Annotated in this window: 12 protein-coding genes and 1 other RNA gene; 2 read left to right on the forward strand and 11 right to left on the reverse strand. The window is 72.5% G+C overall.

The genetic code is table 11. From position 1 onward, the window contains the following. Positions 1–102 precede the first annotated feature (102 nt). From QQM67_RS21280 to ftsE, 7 genes are all read right to left on the reverse strand, one after another. Positions 103–1,080, reverse strand: coding sequence for an oxygenase MpaB family protein (locus QQM67_RS21280; RefSeq protein WP_314175568.1), 978 nt, complete (start codon positions 1,078–1,080; stop codon positions 103–105). Between the two features lie 32 nt (positions 1,081–1,112). Further along, entirely contained in the window at positions 1,113–1,790 is a 678-nt protein-coding gene (locus QQM67_RS21285; protein ID WP_314175569.1) for a GOLPH3/VPS74 family protein, read from the reverse strand. 582 nt (positions 1,791–2,372) lie between these two features. Next, positions 2,373–2,743, reverse strand: a transfer-messenger RNA (tmRNA) gene (gene ssrA, locus QQM67_RS21290). A gap of 235 nt (positions 2,744–2,978) precedes the next feature. Next, positions 2,979–3,503: an SsrA-binding protein SmpB gene (gene smpB, locus QQM67_RS21295; protein ID WP_314175570.1), complete on the reverse strand. Its 525-nt coding sequence runs from the start codon at positions 3,501–3,503 to the stop codon at positions 2,979–2,981. An 18-nt stretch (positions 3,504–3,521) separates the two neighbouring features. Continuing rightward, positions 3,522–4,820 carry a S41 family peptidase gene (locus QQM67_RS21300; RefSeq protein WP_314175571.1) on the reverse strand — a complete coding sequence of 433 codons (1,299 nt, stop codon included), beginning with the start codon at positions 4,818–4,820 and terminating at the stop codon, positions 3,522–3,524. Positions 4,821–4,888: 68 nt separating this feature from the next. Further along, complete coding sequence (ftsX, locus tag QQM67_RS21305; RefSeq protein ID WP_314175572.1) at positions 4,889–5,800, reverse strand: permease-like cell division protein FtsX; 912 nt, start codon at positions 5,798–5,800, stop codon at positions 4,889–4,891. Positions 5,801–5,900: 100 nt separating this feature from the next. Further along, on the reverse strand, positions 5,901–6,590 hold the full coding sequence (ftsE, locus tag QQM67_RS21310; protein ID WP_169133142.1) for a cell division ATP-binding protein FtsE: 690 nt from the start codon (positions 6,588–6,590) through the stop codon (positions 5,901–5,903). Between the two features lie 401 nt (positions 6,591–6,991). Here ftsE and QQM67_RS21315 point away from each other — a divergent pair, with 401 nt between their 5' ends. Next, positions 6,992–7,186: a hypothetical protein gene (locus tag QQM67_RS21315; RefSeq protein ID WP_314175573.1), complete on the forward strand. Its 195-nt coding sequence runs from the start codon at positions 6,992–6,994 to the stop codon at positions 7,184–7,186. Positions 7,187–7,336: 150 nt separating this feature from the next. Here QQM67_RS21315 and QQM67_RS21320 read toward each other — a convergent pair whose 3' ends face one another. From QQM67_RS21320 to QQM67_RS21335, 4 genes are all read right to left on the reverse strand, one after another. Further along, positions 7,337–8,023 carry an LPXTG cell wall anchor domain-containing protein gene (locus QQM67_RS21320; RefSeq protein ID WP_314175574.1) on the reverse strand — a complete coding sequence of 229 codons (687 nt, stop codon included), beginning with the start codon at positions 8,021–8,023 and terminating at the stop codon, positions 7,337–7,339. Between the two features lie 255 nt (positions 8,024–8,278). After that, positions 8,279–9,397, reverse strand: a complete 1,119-nt coding sequence (gene prfB, locus QQM67_RS21325) for a peptide chain release factor 2 (protein WP_314175575.1) — start codon at positions 9,395–9,397, stop codon at positions 8,279–8,281. Positions 9,398–9,672: 275 nt separating this feature from the next. Continuing rightward, positions 9,673–11,067 carry a serine/threonine-protein kinase gene (locus QQM67_RS21330; protein WP_314175577.1) on the reverse strand — a complete coding sequence of 465 codons (1,395 nt, stop codon included), beginning with the start codon at positions 11,065–11,067 and terminating at the stop codon, positions 9,673–9,675. A gap of 120 nt (positions 11,068–11,187) precedes the next feature. Then, positions 11,188–12,936 (reverse strand): serine/threonine-protein kinase, encoded by a 1,749-nt coding sequence (locus QQM67_RS21335; protein ID WP_314175578.1) that lies wholly within the window; start codon positions 12,934–12,936, stop codon positions 11,188–11,190. Positions 12,937–13,437: 501 nt separating this feature from the next. Between QQM67_RS21335 and QQM67_RS21340 the strand changes: the two genes are divergently transcribed. Beyond that, on the forward strand, positions 13,438–17,103 hold the full coding sequence (locus tag QQM67_RS21340) for an FtsK/SpoIIIE domain-containing protein (RefSeq protein ID WP_314175579.1): 3,666 nt from the start codon (positions 13,438–13,440) through the stop codon (positions 17,101–17,103). The last annotated feature ends 128 nt before the right edge of the window (positions 17,104–17,231 follow it).

Consider the following 17,231-nt stretch of genomic DNA (forward strand, 5'->3'; position numbering starts at 1 on the left):
CCGGGCGGCCTGGCCGGCAGCAGACACCAGAGGCTGTCGGCCAGGCCCGGTGGCCGGAACCGCGTCACAGCAGGTCTCAAGAAGGCGGGACCGTGATCGCGTTTACGAGCTCTCGCACGCGTCGCAGGCCGGCGGCACGTAGTGCTTCGGCGAACTCCGCTCCTCCGGCAGCGGCGAATTCCTTACGGGAGACTCCACTTGGGGAGCGTCCGCCGCCCGCAGCCCCGCCTCGCGCGCCCATCCCGCCCGCGCCCGCGGGTGGTAGCGGTACCTGAACGGCACCAGACGCCACGCGTGATGGACGATTCGGCCGATCCGCCGAAGCCGCCGCTCGTCCCGCACGGTCCAGCGGTAGCCGAGCCGCTCCCGCACCGGCGCGGGAAAGAGCCCGACCGTGAACCAGACGGCGAACCGCGCCTGCGGCCCGCGCAGCGCGCGCCACACGGCGTGCGGCATCCAGGAGAGCGCCGGGGGCCGGGCGATGAAGCGGATGTCGAGCACGTCCCGGGTCGGCTTGTTGTCCTCCAGCACCTCGCGCGCCATCCGGTCCCAGTACGCCTGGAAGTCCGGCCAGCTCTCCGGCACGGGCCGCATGCTCATCCCGTACAGCCGCCACCAGCGCACGTGTTCGTCGAAGAGCCGCCTCTTCTCCTCCTCGCTCAGGCCCGGCCCGAAGCGGTCGGCGACGAGGAGCGTGAGCATGAAGAAGGTCGAGTGCGCCCAGTAGAAGGTGTCGGGGTCGAGCGCGTGGTACGGACGCCCGTGACGGTCCACGCCCTTGATCGTGTTGTGGTACCCGCGCACTTGACGAGCGGTCTCGGCGGCGCGCGGACCGTCGTACACGACGCCGCCGATCGGATACAGCGACCGGAAGAGCCGCTGCCACCGCTCCTCGAAGAAGCGCGAGTGCTCGGCTACTCCGGCGCCCAGCCCGGGATGCATGTTCTGCATCGCGCCCGCCCAGGGGGCGAGCAGCACCCCGCGCCAGTCGCCGAAGTACTTCCACGTGAGCGAGTCAGGGCCCAACGGCTCCTGCTCCTCGCCGGCGAGGCCGGGCCGCGCGTGCGGATGCCGATCCATGCGCGGACTCCTACCCCGCTCCCGTCACCCCGTCACTGGCTTCCGGCCGCGACCGCGGCGCCCATCGCGGCTCCGGTCGCGATCTGCATGTCGTCCAGCGCCTTCTTCAGCGCGGGCCCGGCCTCACCGGCGCGCTCCGTCAGCGCCTTGATGCGCTTCTTGTGCTCGCGGCGGTCCTTCCCGGACACGACGGTCGGGAACCCGCCCACCGCGGCCAGCGCGGTCAACGCGGCCTGCCGGGTGCTGAATTCCTCGACGGGACGCCCGCCGGTGAGCGTCTCGTGGGCCTCGGCGTGCAGCCGCTTCGCCCGTGCGGTGTCCTTCACCGCGACCTTGTCGTAGAGCCACGTACGCCGCTCCACACGGATCACGCGCTCCTTCTCCAACTGCTGCTCCACCGCCTGGAACGTCTGCTTGCGGTTGCGCTGCACCAGCGTCTTCCACTTGCGGGGGCGCCTCTCCGCGGCTATGCCACGCAGAGCCTCGTCCAGCAGCGGATCGCCGGTGCGCCTGTCACCGACGGTCCGCGCCCTGCCGTCCTCGTCGGTGAGACAGCCGCGGTCGGTCAACTCAACCAGCACGGCGGCCCGCAGCACGCTGCCGAGCACGTCCCGCTTGGTGAGCTTCTCCTTCTCGGTGTCGCACGCGAGCAGATACAACTCGGCGGGGAGGCTGCGCCCGTCCCCCGGATTTTTCTCCCTACGGTCCATGCCCCCATCACAGCACGGAAGCGGGGCGGGGCCGAAGGGCCAGTCACGGGGTTTGTTCCCCGACGGCGGCACGCGTTCCCCACGCGCCGGGCGCGCGACGCTCCCGCGTGCGAACTGCCCCCACCGAGGCGCCGGTTGAACGCACCCGGCCCCCAACCCGGCGCCGCGCGCACCCCGTCCAGCAGTACGGGTGACGCCACGCCCCCACCAGAGCCCCGGGGAAACCAAAAGCACCCCGAAGGAGTGCCGAGAACGGCCCCGCCCACCGTGCAGAAAGCCCAGGAACGCCAGGGAGACCGGCGGATCGAGCGAAATGACTGCCATCGCCGGCGCTCGTACAAGAATCTCAGGAAGACCAGCGAGACCCGAAAGACCAGCGGACCCCGGAAGGGGCAGCAGGGGGCGCAGCCCCCGCGCAGGGGGTGCCGGGGGGCGCAGCCCCCGCGAAAGGGGGTGCCGGGGGGCGAAGCCCCCCGCCGGGGGTGCGGGTGGCGGAGCCCCCGCCCCGCGCGGCGCCAGCCGCGCAAAAACAACGAGGGCGACCCGGTCCGCGCTTTCCGCGGACACAGATCACCCTCGAACTCGTGGAGATGGCGGGAATCGAACCCGCGTCCAACGGAGCAGAAGAAGGGCTTCTCCGAGCGCAGTCCACTTCGATTTTCTCGGCCCCGGAGATCACGTGGACAAGTCTCCGACGGGCCCAGTCACTGTGAGGTGTCCCGGCAGACCCCGTGACCGGGCCTACGCGGTGAGTTCCCTAGCTGATGCCAGGATCCGGGTCGGGAACGCACCCGGGCTGACACTTCACACTCGCTGCTTAGGCAGCGAGGGCGAAGGAATCGCGCTTCTGATTGGCGATTATTTTTTTGCGGCCCATGGTTAACGAGATCATTGCCGCGTTCCTCGGCTCGCTTCACCTGCTTCGACATCCGCTGTCGAAACCGATCATCCCCATGTTGAGTTGACAACCCACGCCGCCTGGCGGACGGCGCTGTGACCATGGTACGTGACCTCGCCACACGGAGGCCAACTCTTTGACGCCGCCCCGTATTCCCGCTCCGGGGCCGGCCGCCCCGCTCCGTACCCCACCGCCGCACGGCAAGCCCGCAACGCAACCGTAAGGTTTCCTTACAGTCCCTGCCCGTCAGGCCCGACCGCCGAGGCGGCCCGCCCAGCCGCCCCGCGGCCCTACACGCGCTGCCGCCGCCTCGCCGCCGAGATCGCCCGGTCCGACTCGCGCCGGTCCTGCTTCTCCCGCAGCGCCTGCCGCTTGTCGTACTCCTTCTTGCCCTTCGCCAGCGCGAGCTCGACCTTCGCCCGCCCGTTGAGGAAGTACAGCTGGAGCGGCACCAGCGTGAGGCCCGTCTCCTGGGTCTTGCCGATCAGCTTGTCGATCTCGTACCGGTGCAGCAGCAGCTTCCGCTTCCGCCGGGCGGTGTGGTTCGTCCACGTGCCCTGTGCGTACTCGGGGATGTGCACGTTGTGCAGCCAGACCTCGCCGCCGTCGAGCTGGGCGAAGCCGTCGACCAGCGAAGCACGGCCCTGCCGCAGGGACTTGACCTCGGTTCCCATGAGCGCGATGCCGCACTCGTAGGTGTCCAGGATGTGGTAGTCGTGCCGCGCCTTCTTGTTCTGCGCGATGAGCTTACGGCCGCCGCTCGCGTCCTTGGCCTTCTTGGCCGCGCTCTTCTTCTTGTCGTCCTTCTTCGCCATAGCCCGGCCATTCTCCCACTACGACCGGGCCTCCAGGCCACTCAATACCGTGCGGGCCCGCTCGGCGGCGTCCCCGGAAGGGTCGATCGACAGGTCCGGCGTGATGCCCTCCCCGTCGAGCGAGCGACCCGAGGGCGTGGCGTAGTGACCGACGGTGAGCTCCGCGACGGAGCCGTCCGGCAGCTTCCGCGGCATCTGCACGGAGCCCTTGCCGAAGGTGCGGGAGCCGACGACGACGGCACGGCCCCGGTCCTGCAAGGCGCCGGTCAGCAGCTCGGCGGCGCTCATCGTGCCGCCGTCCACGAGCACCACCAGCGGCGGTGCCGCCCTGCCGGGCGCCGCGGGGCCGGGACGGCTGTCCGCGTAGAGGGCGTGCTGGCTGCCGTGCTCCTCATACGTGGCCACGAGGCCGCCCTCCAGGAACGTCGAGGCCGCGGTGACGGCCTCGCTGACCAGGCCGCCGGAGTTGCCGCGCAGGTCGAGCAGGATGCCGGAGCCGTACCGGACGTGCTCGGCGACCGCGTCGCGCACCTGCTGGGCGGAGCCCTTCGTGAAGGAGGAGACCTTGATGCGGGTCACGCCCCGCCCCATGTCGTCCACGGTCACGGCGTCGGCGCTGAGCCGGGTCCGGCGCAGGGTCTCCGTCCACTGCTGCCCGTCGCGCTCGAGTTCCAGGTCCACGTAGCTGCCCACCGGGGACCGCTCCGCGGACGAGCCTCCGGACTCCGAGCCGCGCAGCCGCGCCACGACGTCGGTGACGGGATGGTCGGAGACGCCCTTGCCGTCGACGGCGCGCAGCCGGTCGCCGCGGCGGACGCCCGCGCGGTGGGCGGGGCTGTCCGGTGCGACCCGTGCGACGGCGACGGACGGTGCGCCCTCCGCGTCCCGTTCGCGGCGCACGGAGATGCCGACGCCGACGTATTCGCCGTCGAGGGTTCGCTGAAGTCCCTCGTACTCACGCGCCGTGTACGCGGACGACCAGCGGTCGCCGCTGCGGCTGACGAGCTCCTCGGCCTCTTCGCCGCCGGACTGGCCGCCGCCGTCCCGGCCGCGCTCTGTCTCCTCGTGCAGGCCGGCCACTCTGCTCGTGGCGCCGCCGTAGGTGCCCTCGGCGAACTCGGCGTCCCCGGGGCCTCCGTCCAACGACATGTCACGCGAGCCCGCGAAGGCCCGAACACCGTCGCCCCAGGCGCCTGTTGCCGCTCCCGTCGCGAGCACGCTCGCGAAAACGAGTGCCAGGCCCGCCCCGCGGCGCAGTTGCCGGGAGCTTCCCCTGCGTTTGTCGGGGGATGGGGCGGAATACCACGAGTCCGACATGATTCGGAGTCTAGGCCAGACGAGGGGCGCCGCACGGCCCGTTGGCCGTACGGCGCCAGCGTCGTGCGTCACACCTTCAAGTACTTGCGCAGCGTGAAGAACGCTGCCACCGCGGGCATCAGGACACCCACCGCGATGAGGAGCGGAAGGACCTTCAACACCGCGTCCCAGCCGATGAAGTTGATGAGTGCGATCTTCTCCGCGAGCCAGCTGTCGATGAGGAAGAACTTGCCGCCGACGAGGAGCACGCACGCGAAGCCCGCGCCGATGAGGCCGGCGATCGCCGCCTCCAGGATGAACGGCATCTGGATGTAGAAGCTGGACGCCCCCACCAGTCTCATGATCCCGGTCTCGCGGCGGCGGCTGAACGCGGAGACCCTGACCGTGTTGACGATCAGCAGCAGCGCAACGACCAGCATCAGTCCCATCACGAACAGGGCAGCGATGTTCATGCCGTTGAGGAGGTTGAACAGGTTCTCCAGCAGGTTCCGCTGGTCCTGTACCTCCTGGACCCCTGGTCTGCCGGAGAACGCGGTCTGCAACACCCGGTATTTGGTGGGGTCCTTGAGCTTGACCCGGTAGGACTCCTGCATCTGGTCGGGCGTGAGGGAGTCCGCGAGCGGCGAGTCCTTGAACTGCTCCTTGTAGTGCTTGAACGCCTCGTCGGCGGACTCGTGGTAGACCTTGTCGACGACGCGCAGCTTCTGCAACTCCGTGCGGATCTGCGTCTTCTGCTGCGCGGTGACGGCGCCCTTGGCGCAGTTCGGGTCGGAGTCGGCGTCGTTCTCGTTGCACAGGTAGACCGACACCTGGACCTTGTCGTACCAGTAGCCCTTCATCGTGCTGACCTGCTCGCGTGCGAGCAGGGAACCGCCCGCGAGGGCCAGAGACAGGGCTACCGACACGATCACCGCGAAGGTCATCGTGAGATTGCGGCGGAGACCGACGCTGATCTCCGACAGTACGAACTGGGCGCGCATGGCGTCCTTTCAGTGTGTTGCCGTCTCAACTGCTCAGACTGCTCAGACTGTTGGCCCGCGGGACGGCCCGCCGCAGCGCCGGCGACCGCTCGCGGGCGGCTCAGTGCTGATAGCCGTAGACACCGCGCGTCTGGTCACGCACGAGCCGGCCGCGCTCCAGTTCGACGACGCGCTTGCGCATCTGGTCGACGATCTGCTGATCGTGCGTGGCCATCACCACTGTCGTGCCGGTCCGGTTGATCCGGTCCAGAAGCTTCATGATTCCGACGGACGTCTGCGGGTCCAGGTTGCCGGTCGGCTCGTCCGCGATGAGCAGCATCGGACGGTTCGCGAACGCCCGGGCGATGGCGACGCGTTGCTGCTCACCGCCGGAGAGCTCGCCCGGCATCCGGTCGCCCTTGCCGCCCAGGCCGACCAGGTCGAGCACTTCCGGGACCGTCTTGCGGATCTGCACACGGGACTTGCCGATGACTTCGAGCGCGAACGCGACGTTCTCACCGACCGTCTTGTTGGCCAGCAGCCGGAAGTCCTGGAAGACGGTGCCCAGCTGGCGGCGCATCTGCGGCACCTTCCAGTTGGACAGCCGCGCGAGGTCCTTGCCCAGTACGTGCACCTGGCCGTTGCTGGCGCGCTCCTCGCGGAGGATCAGCCGCAGGAAGGTGGACTTGCCGGAGCCGGACGAGCCCACCAGGAAGACGAACTCGCCGCGCTCGATGTCCAGCGAGACATCGTGCAGCGCCGGGCGGTTCTGCTTGGGGTAGGACTTGGAGACGCTGTCGAATCGGATCACGGATACACCATGTCGGCCTGGGGTAGGGGCACGGAAGCCGCGGTGCGGCTCCCCGGGGTACTCCCCCGAGCTCCCCCGGGGGACGCCCACCAGCACTGACTGGGGACGGTGTGGCGACCTTACGCGAACCGGTGCGGGGCGCGCAGTCGGCGTTGGTTGTTGGTGGGCTTGGTCACGCACCCTTTGGGACAAAGCGGACATCGGCCGGAACAAAGCGGACATCCACGGTCCATTTCTCCAGCGCGCCGAGGCGAGCGGTGTCGCGAGGCGGCACACGGCGCCTCGGGCAGGACGGAGCCTCTGCGCCCGCGCGCGGATGCTGGCACAGTGGAGGGGAGAACCGCATCCTTTGGGGAACCGATTACTCCCCGGTGTCGTTGGCAGACTGAGGAGGAGTTCGCATGACATGCGACCGACTGGTGTGTGCCAACTGCGCCGGCCCCGTGAGCGAGGGCCGCTGCTCCGTGTGCCGTGCGCACCGCGAGCGTCTGCACCGGGAGTCGCCCCTCGCGAGCCTCTCCCCCGCCGCCCTCTTCGCGGTGCTGCTGGCGCTGCTCACCGTGGCGCTCGTGGCCCAGCGGATGGCCACGGCGTAAGAGCGGCCACCTGGCGCTGTGTAAGCGCGGTGGGACGCTGCGTTCTTTCCTCAGCGGGCGGAAGTCCGCGATACGACGAGACGAGGGGCCCGGAACGCGCTCTGTGCTGCGTTCCGGGCCCCTCGTCTGCGTAAGTACGCCTTACGGACCTCAGGCGGCCGTACGGCGGTTGATCATGCGCGGCATCACACGGAAGGCCACGCCGCCCGCGATCATCGTCGCGGCGCCGACCAGCAGGTAGGTCGTCTCGGCGGAACCGGTGTCGGCCAGCTCCTCCTTCGGGCCCTGCGGCTGCTGCTCGACGGGCTGGCTGTCGGTGCTGTCGGGCTGGGTGCCGCCCTCGCAGTCGACGCTGTCGTCGTTCAGGTCGCAGGTGTCGTCGCCGCCGCCGGAGCCGCCGATCGTCGCGGGCTCCTCGCCGCCGGTGTCGCCACCGTCGTCGCCGCCGCCCGTCGTGGTGGTGGAGCCGCCGTCGTCGCCACCGGTGCTGCCCTCGGTGTCGCCGCCCGTCGTGGTGGTGGAGCCGCCGTCGGTGTCGCCACCGTCGTCGCCGCCCGTCACGGCGCCGTCGGCGCCGCCGCTGACGGTGCCCTCGGTGTCGCCGCCCGTGTCACCACCGGTGGAGCCCTCGGTGTCGCCACCGGAGTCGCCGCCGCTGTCGCCACCACCGATGACGCCGCCGAGGAGGCCACCGACGAGGCCCTCGTCCTCCTGCGCAGCGGAGGGGCTGCTGTCCGCGGCCTGCGCGGCGCCCGCAGCGGTGAGCGAGGCGCCGACGGCGAACACAGTGCCGGCAGCAACGCGCGCCACACGCAGCCGCGTCTTCGATTTGATCATTGGCCAACTACCCCCAGTAGTTTCAATTTTCAATGGAGCAGCTGTGTTGACGGGCTGCGGAGCCTCTTGCCGGGACACGGAACCTGCCCGCTTCATCACCCCCGCGCGCGCCCCTGACACAGGCATGCGAGCGAACAGCTTTCCCATATTTCACACCTCAGTCAAGCGAGAAGGGTGTGAATTGGCCGTTCCACACTGCGAGTTCACGGGTGCCGCCCGAATCGTTATGCGGGCGTGGCTTGTTGGCCCCGGCACTCAGCCCTCGTCCTGCTGCTCCTGCTGCTTGCGCCAGCGGATGCCCGCTTCGAGAAAGCCGTCGATATCTCCGTCGAGAACGGCCTGGGGATTGCCGACTTCATGTTCCGTCCGCAAGTCCTTCACCATTTGGTACGGGTGCAGGACGTACGAACGCATCTGGCTGCCCCAGGAGTTGCCTCCGTCACCCTTCAGCGCGTCCATCTTCGCCTGCTCCTCCTGACGGCGGTGGGCGAGCAGACGTGACTGCATCACGCGCATGGCGGCGGCGCGGTTCTGGATCTGGGACTTCTCGTTCTGGCAGGAGACGACGATGCCCGTGGGGATGTGGGTCATCCGCACCGCGGAATCAGTGGTGTTGACCGACTGACCGCCCGGGCCGGAGGAACGGAACACGTCGATCCGCAGTTCGTTCTCCGGGATGTCGATGTGGTCGACCTGCTCGACGACGGGCAGCACCTCGACGCCGGCGAAGGACGTCTGACGGCGGCCCTGGTTGTCGAACGGCGAGATCCGCACCATGCGGTGCGTGCCCTGCTCGACGGAGAGAGTCCCGTACGCGTAGGGCGCCTTGACGGCGAAGGTCGCGGACTTGATGCCCGCCTCCTCCGCGTAGCTGGTGTCGTAGACCTCGGTGGAATAGCCCCGGCGCTCGCTCCAGCGCAGATACATCCGCATGAGCTGCTCGGCGAAGTCCGCGGCGTCGACGCCGCCGGCCTCGGCCCGCACGCTGACGACGGCCTCGCGCGGGTCGTACTCACCTGAGAGGAGGGTGCGGACCTCCAGCTCGTCGACCGACTTGCGGAGCGATTCGAGCTCGGTTTCCGCCTCGCCGCGCGCCTCCGCGTCGTTCTCACTTCCGGCGAGCTCGAAGAGCACCTCGACGTCGTCGATCCGCGAGCGCAGCTCCTCGATCCTCCGCAGCTGGCCCTGGAGATAGGACAGCTTGCTGGTGACCTGCTGCGCGTTGTCCACGTCGTCCCACAGGTCCGGGGCCGCGGCCCGCTCCTCGAGGGAGGCGATGTCGGCCCTCATCCTGTCGAGGTCCATCACGGCCTCGATCGACTCCATGGTGGAGCGGAGGGACTTGAGCTCTTCGGGGAAATCGGGGATGGCCACACCTCCACCCTAACGGCTGGGCGATGCGGCCGGTCCCGGCCGGGTGAGGCCGCGGACGCGGCCGGGACGGGGCAGGGGCGCGGCCCCGTCGCAGCGGCGGGCGGGCCGTGCGCTGCCCGCGAGGCGGGTCCGGCGGGTCCGGTGGGAGCGCGCGGGAGCGCGCGGGAGCGCTCACGGCGTCCGCCTCCGCGCCGGCTCCGTACCCCCTCCGTACCGGCTCGCTGTCGTCGCGGCTCGTACGGTCTCCCCGGCCGGTCCGGCCGGGGAGGCTCCGGTCAGGGCTCCTGCGGGTGCTCGACCGCGGGCGCCGGCTGCGTGGTCTCGCCGTCGTCGCCGGAGGCGGCGAGCCATCCGCCCAGCCCCGCGACCGCCGCGATCACCGCCGCTCCGGCGCCGAGCTTGAGGCGCCGTCGCCGCCGAGCCGCCGCCACCGCGCTCCGGCTCCGCGCGGAGCCCGCACGCGGCTCGCCCACCGCCCTCGGGGCGCGGGCGGTGCCGTGCGCGCCGCCCGCCAGTTCGTCGGCGCCGGGCACGCGCATGCTCGTGTGCGTGTCCCGGTTGGAGTCGGGGCCCGCACCGCCGTGCACCAGCGGCACCGCCGCACGGCCGGTGCGTCCGTGGGCGTGTGTGCCGGGGCCGGAACCCGCAGGACCGGCGCCCGCGGGACGGCTCGCGCCCTGCCTCGCGGAGGCGGACGCCGTCGCGCGGCCCGGCTCGCCCGCCGCAGCGCGCCCGCCGCCGTGCGGCTCGCGCGAGCCGCCGGTCCCGTACGGGCCGTCCGCGCCTTCGTACTCGTACGGCTCGTAGGCCTCCTCGGGCTGTTCGTCGATGTCCAGCGGAGGCAGCCCCTCCAGATCCGGGAGCAGCTCGCGCAGCCGGGACGCCACCTCCTCCGCGCGCAGCCGGGAGGCGGGCGCCTTGGCGAGGCACTGGTGGATCAGCAGCCACAGCTCGTCCGGGATGCCGGGCAGCGGAGCCACCGACTCCGTGACGTGGCGGCGCAGCACCGCGCCGGGATGTCCGCCGCCGAACGGCGTGAATCCGGCGAGGAGTTCGTAGAGCACGGTGGCGAGCGCGTATATGTCGACGGACGCGCGCGGCGGCAGGCCCTCGACGATCTCCGGGGCCAGATAGTCGGGCGTGCCGATGATCGACGTCGCGCGCGTGGTGCGGGGCGAGTCGATCAGCTTGGCGACGCCGAAGTCCGTGAGCAGCGCGGGCGGTGCGCCTCCTGGGCCGGCCGGGGCCAGCGCGTCCAGCAGTACGTTCTCGGGCTTGACGTCGCGGTGGACGATGCCCGCCGCGTGCGCCGCCGCGAGGCCCTCCGCGATGTCCGCCGCGATGGCGGCCGCGGGCTGCGGCGCGATGCGGCGGTCGTGCTCCAGACGCGTGCGCAGATCCGTGCCGCGCACCAACTGCATGACGAGAGCGAGGTCGTTGCCGTCCACGACGAGGTCGCGGACGCCGACCACGCTCGGGTGGTCCAGGCAGAGCAGGGCGCTGCGCTCCTGCACGAACCGCTCCACCAGGTCTCCGTCGGAGGCGAGATCCTCGCGCAGGAGCTTGACCGCGACGGGGCCCTCGGGCCCTTCGCCGAGCCACACCGTGCCGGCGCTGCCGCGGCCCAGGATCTGGTGAGCGGTGTAGCGACTGCCGATCTTCCGTGCCATAACGACAAAACTACGCGGCGGAAGGGGGGTTGAGGGCCCCGGAGCGCGCTAACCGTCACTTTCGAGGGGGAATTCCCTCTCAGGAAGTCGACAAATCACCGAACTCGCGTACTGGAAGCGCTAATTGGGAGCACTGTCGATCAGATTCCCGATCTTGTCGACCGTGTTCTCCACCGACTCCCAGAAACTCTTGCCCTGCTCCCACCACTCGGGAAGCGGAGTGAGATTCCACACGAGTACGGCCGCCACGACCAGAAGCAGGATCATGAACAGACAGCCCTTGAGGCAGCCGAGTCCGGGAATGTGCATCGGATTCGCGCTGCGCTGCCGCGGCTCGCGCCGGGGGCGCGGCTCCCGCCGCGGCGGCGGCTCGGGCTCGTACCGCTGCGGGGGCGGTTGTGCCGGGCGGCGCTGCTGCCGTCCGTAGTGCTCCGGCGGCGGGCCCTGACGGCGGCCGGGAGGCGGCTGCTGCGGCGCGGGCTGGCGGTGCGGACGGCGGCGCAGCGGGTCCATGCTCGGGTCGAGCGGCTGGACCTGCGTCTGCTCGTTGCGGTCGCGGGCCGCACGCATCTGGGTCTCCCAGGGGTGCGGGCCGTCCGGAGTCCCGACGTCCGGCGACTGCGACGGCGGAGGCGGCGCACCGGGGACGGGCGGCATCACCTGTGTCGGGTCCGCGTTCGGGCCCTGACCGCCCCCTTGCCCGCCCTGACCGGCGGACTGGGGCATGTAACTGGTGGCGGCGTTGGGGTCGTACTGAGCGCCGCCCTGCCCCTGGCCTTGTCCCTGACCCGGGCCCTGCGCGTGAGCGGACGCGGAGTGCGGCAGGACCTGCGTGGGGTCGGCGTTGCCCGCGGCCGCACCGGCCGCCGCTCCCGCCGCGGCCCCCGCGACGGCTCCGCCGGCGGCCGCTGCCGCCGCACCGCCGGGGCCCGTACCGGTCTCCGGCACCGCAGCGGGCGCGGGGTCCGGTGCGAGCAGCCCCGCGACGCCCATCGCGGCGGCCGCCTGCTCCGGCGTGGCCTGCGCGCCGATGCCGGACGCGACCGTACGCAGAGCGTTCGCGAGGTTCACCGCGCTGGGCCGCTCCTCGGGCCGCTTGCGCAGGCACCGCTCCGTCACCGTCCACAGCGGATCGGGCATGCTCGGCGGCCGCGCCGGCTCCTCTCCCAGGTGGCGGTGGATCATCTCCAGTGCGGAGCCGCCCGCGAACGGCGGCTGCCCCGTGGCCAGTTCGTACAGCAGGATGCCCGCGCCGTAGATGTCGACCGCGGACGTCTGCGGGCGGCCCTCGGCGGACTCGGGAGCGACGTAGGCGGGCGTGCCGACGAACTCCTGGGTGCGCGTGAGGCCCGGCGAATCGGCGAGCCGCGCGATGCCGAAGTCGGTGAGCATCGGGCGCATGCCCTCGGGACCGTTCGCCAGCAGAACATTGGCCGGTTTGAGATCCCGGTGCACGATGCCGTCCGAGTGGCTCGCGGCGAGCGCGTCGGCGACCTGAGCGGTCACCAGCGCCGCGGCCACCGGCGAGAACGGCCCGTTCTCGCGCAGATAGCGCTGGAGGTCGGGCCCCTCGATCAGGTCCATCACCAGGGCGAGGAGATCGCCCTCGACCACCAGGTCGCGCGTACGGACGATGTTGTGGTGCGTGAGGCGGAGCAGGACGGAGCGCTCTCTCAGGAAGCGCATGACCACGTCGGGATCGTTGGCGAGCTCCTCCTTGAGGACCTTGATCGCCACCGTCTCGCCCGGCTGGCCGGCCACAGCCGCCTCGGCGCCCGCCGTCTCGTTCTGCCTCGCCCGCCACACGGTGCCCGTGGCGCCGCGGCCCAGCGGTTCCTCGAGCAGGTACTTGCTGCCTACAGGCCGCACGTCATGCGCTCCCTGGTGTCGTACTGCAATCCCGCCCACAATAGTGCCGTCTCGCGAACGGTCGACGCCGAGTGCGAACGGATGGGCGACTTCCGGTGAAGACGCGCGCCGCCCCCAGGGCGGTTGCGGCCGGACCGCTCCGCGCCCGCCGCGGAAGCGGCCCCCGCGCGAGACCACGGGACGGCGCCGCGCGCGGAGCGCGGATCGTATCCGGCCGGGCGTACGGGCAGGCCCTCTTGCGCACCCGGGCGCAAAATCATGATCATTGACCGCCGCGGGCGGGACGCGATGTCGGTGACGAGTGCGAAGATGCTTCCGGCATCGACAGCACTGTGCGCGAGCGCCTGGTTCCGCGGGGTCGCTCCGGCCGGTCCGTGGACGGCGCGGCCCGCGGCGTGTGCTGTGCCGTGTGGGACATGTGTGCCGGGCGCGGAGTCGGCGAGGGCGACCGCCTCACCGCGTAAGCGACCGGCACACCGGTGGTTGGTACCGGGAGGGCCGATGCAGATCCGGCTGACTGTCACCCTCGGGCCGCGTGGAGGCGGCCAGGGCGCGGGTGGCGCGGCAGGTGCGCCGAGCGCGGGGTCGGCGTGCGACGTGCTGATCACCGCTCCGTCCGGGACGCCGCTGTCCGCCGTCACCGGCGGGCTCGTCTCCACGGCCGCCGCCGCGGTGAGCGGCTCGGGCTCCGGAGCGGGTGGCTCCTCGTCCGGCGCCGGGGCGGGCGGACCGTCGCAGGGCGCCGGAGCGGAGTCCGCAGCGGACTCGACGGCCGCGGTGTACGCGGGCACGGAACGGCTGGATCCGCACCGTCAGATCCTTGGCGAGCCCCCGCTGCTGGACGGCGCGGTCGTCTCGCTGCACGGCCCGGCGCTCCCGGCGGCCGTACCGGCCCTCGCGGCGTACGGCTCGGCGAAGGCGCGGCTGCACGTGATCTCGGGTCCCGATGCCGGTGGGATACACCTTCTTCAGGGCGGCGTGGTGCGGCTCGGCCGGGCCGCCGAGGCGGACGTCCCGCTCGACGACCCGGACGTCTCGCGGCTGCACTGCGCGGTCACGGTCTCCGACGGCGGCGCCGTCACCGTCGCCGATCTGGGCTCCACGAACGGCACTTCGCTGGACGGCGCGCCCGTCGGCGGCACGCCGGTGCTCTTCCGTCCCGGTTCGACGCTGCGGGTCGGGGAGTCGGCCTTGCGGGTCGAGACGTCGGCGCCGGGTGCTCTTCCGGAGTCCGCCGGCGCGGGCAGCGACGGGCTTTCGGCGTCCGCTCCGGTGCCGGGCGCGCTGCCGACGACGCCGGACGGGAACGGGCAGCTGCGTCTGGCGGCGCCGGCACACGGCCGGGAAGCGGCGGCCCGTTCCGGAGACGCCGCGGGCGCCTCGGCGTCCGCTGGCCTGGAAGGCGCCGACGGTGCCGACGGCACGTCCCGGCGCGGCGGCGGTCCGGAGGGTGCCGGTTCCGGTCCCGAGGCGGAGGGCCCACGGGAGAGCGCCGCACCGCCCGCCGGAGACGGCGCGCACGGTTACGCACCGGGCGGCCCCTTCCCCGACGGCGGCACCACCCACGGCTCCGGAATCGCCCAACACGCCCGTTACGCACAGCAGTTCCCGCCCGAGGGCCCTGGCGGCCCCGGCGCGCCGGAGGCCACCGCCACCGGCGGGGCCGAGCGGCCGCGCGCCCGCGGACTGGGCGCCTGGGCCCGGCGGTTCGCGGGCGGCCGGCAGGAGGAGCAGGGCGGCGAGCCCTCACCGTCCTTCGCGCGCCCGGCCGGCACCGGAGGCCCGGGCGCCGCGTCCCCGCACGGCGCTGACGCCGCCACGCACGCCCCGTCCCAGTCCGAGGACGGAAGCCGGCCCGATCCGGCCACGATCCTGCTCACCGCGCTCGGCCCGGGCCCCCGGCTCTGGGAGCGCGAGCCGGCCCACCCCGAGGCCATGACGGTGCGGATCGGCACGGCGCACCGCGGCCACGGCCTCCCCGGCGCTCCGGTCACGGTCGATCTGCGCGAGGCGGGCGCCCTCGGCCTCGCGGGGCCCCGGCCGCGCCTGACGGGAATGGCCCGCTCGGTGCTGGCACAGCTCGCCGCGCTGCACGGGCCGAGCACCCTGGAGATGGTGCTGATCTCGGCGGACCGCTCGCGCGAGGCCGAGGCGCGCATCCGCGAGTGGTCCTGGCTCGGGTGGCTGCCGCATCTGCGTCCGGCGCACGGCCAGGACTGCCGTCTGCTCACGGCGTACGACAGGGATCAGGCCGCTGCCCGCGCGGCCGAACTCGTCCACAGGCTGGAGGAGTCGGGGGAGCACGCGGGGCACGGCGCAGGCCCGCGGAGCGTGAGCCCCGGCTCCATGCCCGCCCCCGGCCCGTACACCCTGCTCGTCGTCGACGGCGATCCCGGTTCCGCCTCGCTGCGGGACACGGTGGCGCGGCTGGCGGCGGAGGGTCCGCGGGCCGGCATCCATCTGCTCTGCCTCGCGGAGACACCGGCGGCGACTCCCTCCTCCCCCGTCTCCGAGACGGTGCGGGCGGCGTGCGCCGCGTCCGCCGCGTTCCGTGAGTGCGGCGCGCTCGCGCTGCTCAGCGGAGCGGTCGCGACGGCGGTCCGGGTGGTGCACCGGGGCGCCACGGCGCCCGGCGGTCCGGGCGCTCCCGGCACCGTCTGCACGCTCGACGCCGTCTCGGCGGCATGGGCCGAGCGCTTCGCACGCGCCATGGCTCCGCTGCGCGAGTCCCAGGAGGGCCGGGCGCGTTCGGGCGCGGCGGCCAGGTCCGTCGTCACGCTTCCCCGAAGCTCGCGCCTGCTCGACGAGTTGGGGCTGGCCCGGGCGACTCCCGCCGCGCTGCTGTCCCGTTGGGCCGAGCCCGGCGGCACGGACGCCGGGACCTCCGGCTCCGGCGAGGCCGCGGAGGAAGGATCCGCCGCGTACGGGATGCGCGGCGGCCAGGCGAGTTCCGGCGGCCGGAGCGGCACAGGCCCGGGCGCCCCCGGCTCCGGTGCGGGCCCCGCGGCCGGCCGTGCCACTCTCGTGTTCGGAGCGGGGCCGCGCGGCGCTCTCCAGGCCGAGTTGGGCCTCACCCGCGGACACGCCCTCGTCACGGGCCCGACCGGCTCGGGCAAGACGGAGCTGCTGCGCTCGCTCGCCGCCTCCCTCTCCGTCGGCAGCCCGCCCGACCGGCTCCAACTCGTGCTGCTGGACGGCGACGGCGCCGCGGGCGACGGCCTGCACATCTGCCTCGAACTGCCGCACGCCCGGCACCATCTGGCCGCCAACGACCCCGCCCTCATGCGGGAGTTCGCGCAGTCGCTCAGCGGTGAGCTCAAGCGGCGTGCGGAGTTGATCGGCGAGGAGAGCACCTACGAGGGGTTCGCGCGCCAGTACGCCCGCGCGGGCCACCGGTTGGCCGCGCAGCAGCGCCGTCGCGCACAGCCCGCCGCCGCGCCCGACGCGGCCCCGGTGCGCAGCTCGCGCGACGAGCCCGGCACCCTCCGCCTCCGTACGCAGACGGGGCCCGTCCCGAGCCCCGGCGCCGGTGAGCGGGCCGAGGCCACGACCAGCACTCCGACCGGCGCGACCGTTCAACACTTGGACGCACAGGCTGCCCCTCTCCCCAGAATCGTCATCATCGTCGACGACTTCGACACACTCGCCGATCCCTCTCTCGGCAATCCGGGCCGCCCCGCGGCCGGTTCGGTCATGCGCGCCTTGGAGAGCGTCGCGCGGGACGGAGCGCGCCTCGGGATGCACATCGTCGCGGCGAGCGGCCGTCCCGACCGTACGGCGGAGACGGCGGTCGCCCACGCGGCCGCGCTCCGCGCCGAGTTGTCAGGGCACGGCGGCGGAGCGGGCGGCGAAGGCGCACTGCCCGGCCGCGGCACGCTAATCGAGGCCGACGGCACCGCAACGGCCTTCCAGGCGGGCCGCATCACGGGCCGCATTCCGCGCACCGCGACGCAGCGTCCGACGGTCGTTCAGCTGGACTGGACGCGCGCCGGCGATCCGCCGGCCCGCCGTCCCGTACGGGAGCTCGGCAACGGCCCGACGGACCTCGCCCTGCTGGCGAGCGCGGTGGGCCGGGCGGCCCGATCTCTCGGGCTGGACCGACAGGAAACGGGCACTCCCGCTGCGAACAGATCACGGAGTGGTCAAGATGAGGTTCTTGAAAGCTGACAACGTATTGCGGCTCCTCCGCGTTCAGGCGTAGGACTTTGCGCACAGGACTGAGGGGCGTTGACCAGAAGCCCTCTTCCTTGTGACGAAGCGGCGCGGCGGCCGGGATCCGGAGCCAGCGCCTCCGA

The sequence above is a fragment of the Streptomyces winkii genome, from assembly GCF_032248595.1.
In the GTDB taxonomy this organism is placed as follows: Bacteria; Actinomycetota; Actinomycetes; order Streptomycetales; family Streptomycetaceae; genus Streptomyces; species Streptomyces winkii.

Excerpts from the sequence above, each read along its gene's own strand:
- QQM67_RS21280 (WP_314175568.1), bottom strand. The coding sequence starts at position 1,080 with ATGGATCGGCATCCGCACGCGCGGCCCGGCCTCGCCGGCGAGGAGCAG.
- QQM67_RS21285 (WP_314175569.1), bottom strand. The coding sequence starts at position 1,790 with ATGGACCGTAGGGAGAAAAATCCGGGGGACGGGCGCAGCCTCCCCGCC.
- smpB (WP_314175570.1), bottom strand. The coding sequence starts at position 3,503 with ATGGCGAAGAAGGACGACAAGAAGAAGAGCGCGGCCAAGAAGGCCAAG.
- QQM67_RS21300 (WP_314175571.1), bottom strand. The coding sequence starts at position 4,820 with ATGTCGGACTCGTGGTATTCCGCCCCATCCCCCGACAAACGCAGGGGA.
- ftsX (WP_314175572.1), bottom strand. The coding sequence starts at position 5,800 with ATGCGCGCCCAGTTCGTACTGTCGGAGATCAGCGTCGGTCTCCGCCGC.
- QQM67_RS21315 (WP_314175573.1), top strand. The coding sequence starts at position 6,992 with ATGACATGCGACCGACTGGTGTGTGCCAACTGCGCCGGCCCCGTGAGC.
- QQM67_RS21320 (WP_314175574.1), bottom strand. The coding sequence starts at position 8,023 with ATGATCAAATCGAAGACGCGGCTGCGTGTGGCGCGCGTTGCTGCCGGC.
- QQM67_RS21330 (WP_314175577.1), bottom strand. The coding sequence starts at position 11,067 with ATGGCACGGAAGATCGGCAGTCGCTACACCGCTCACCAGATCCTGGGC.
- QQM67_RS21340 (WP_314175579.1), top strand. The coding sequence starts at position 13,438 with ATGCAGATCCGGCTGACTGTCACCCTCGGGCCGCGTGGAGGCGGCCAG.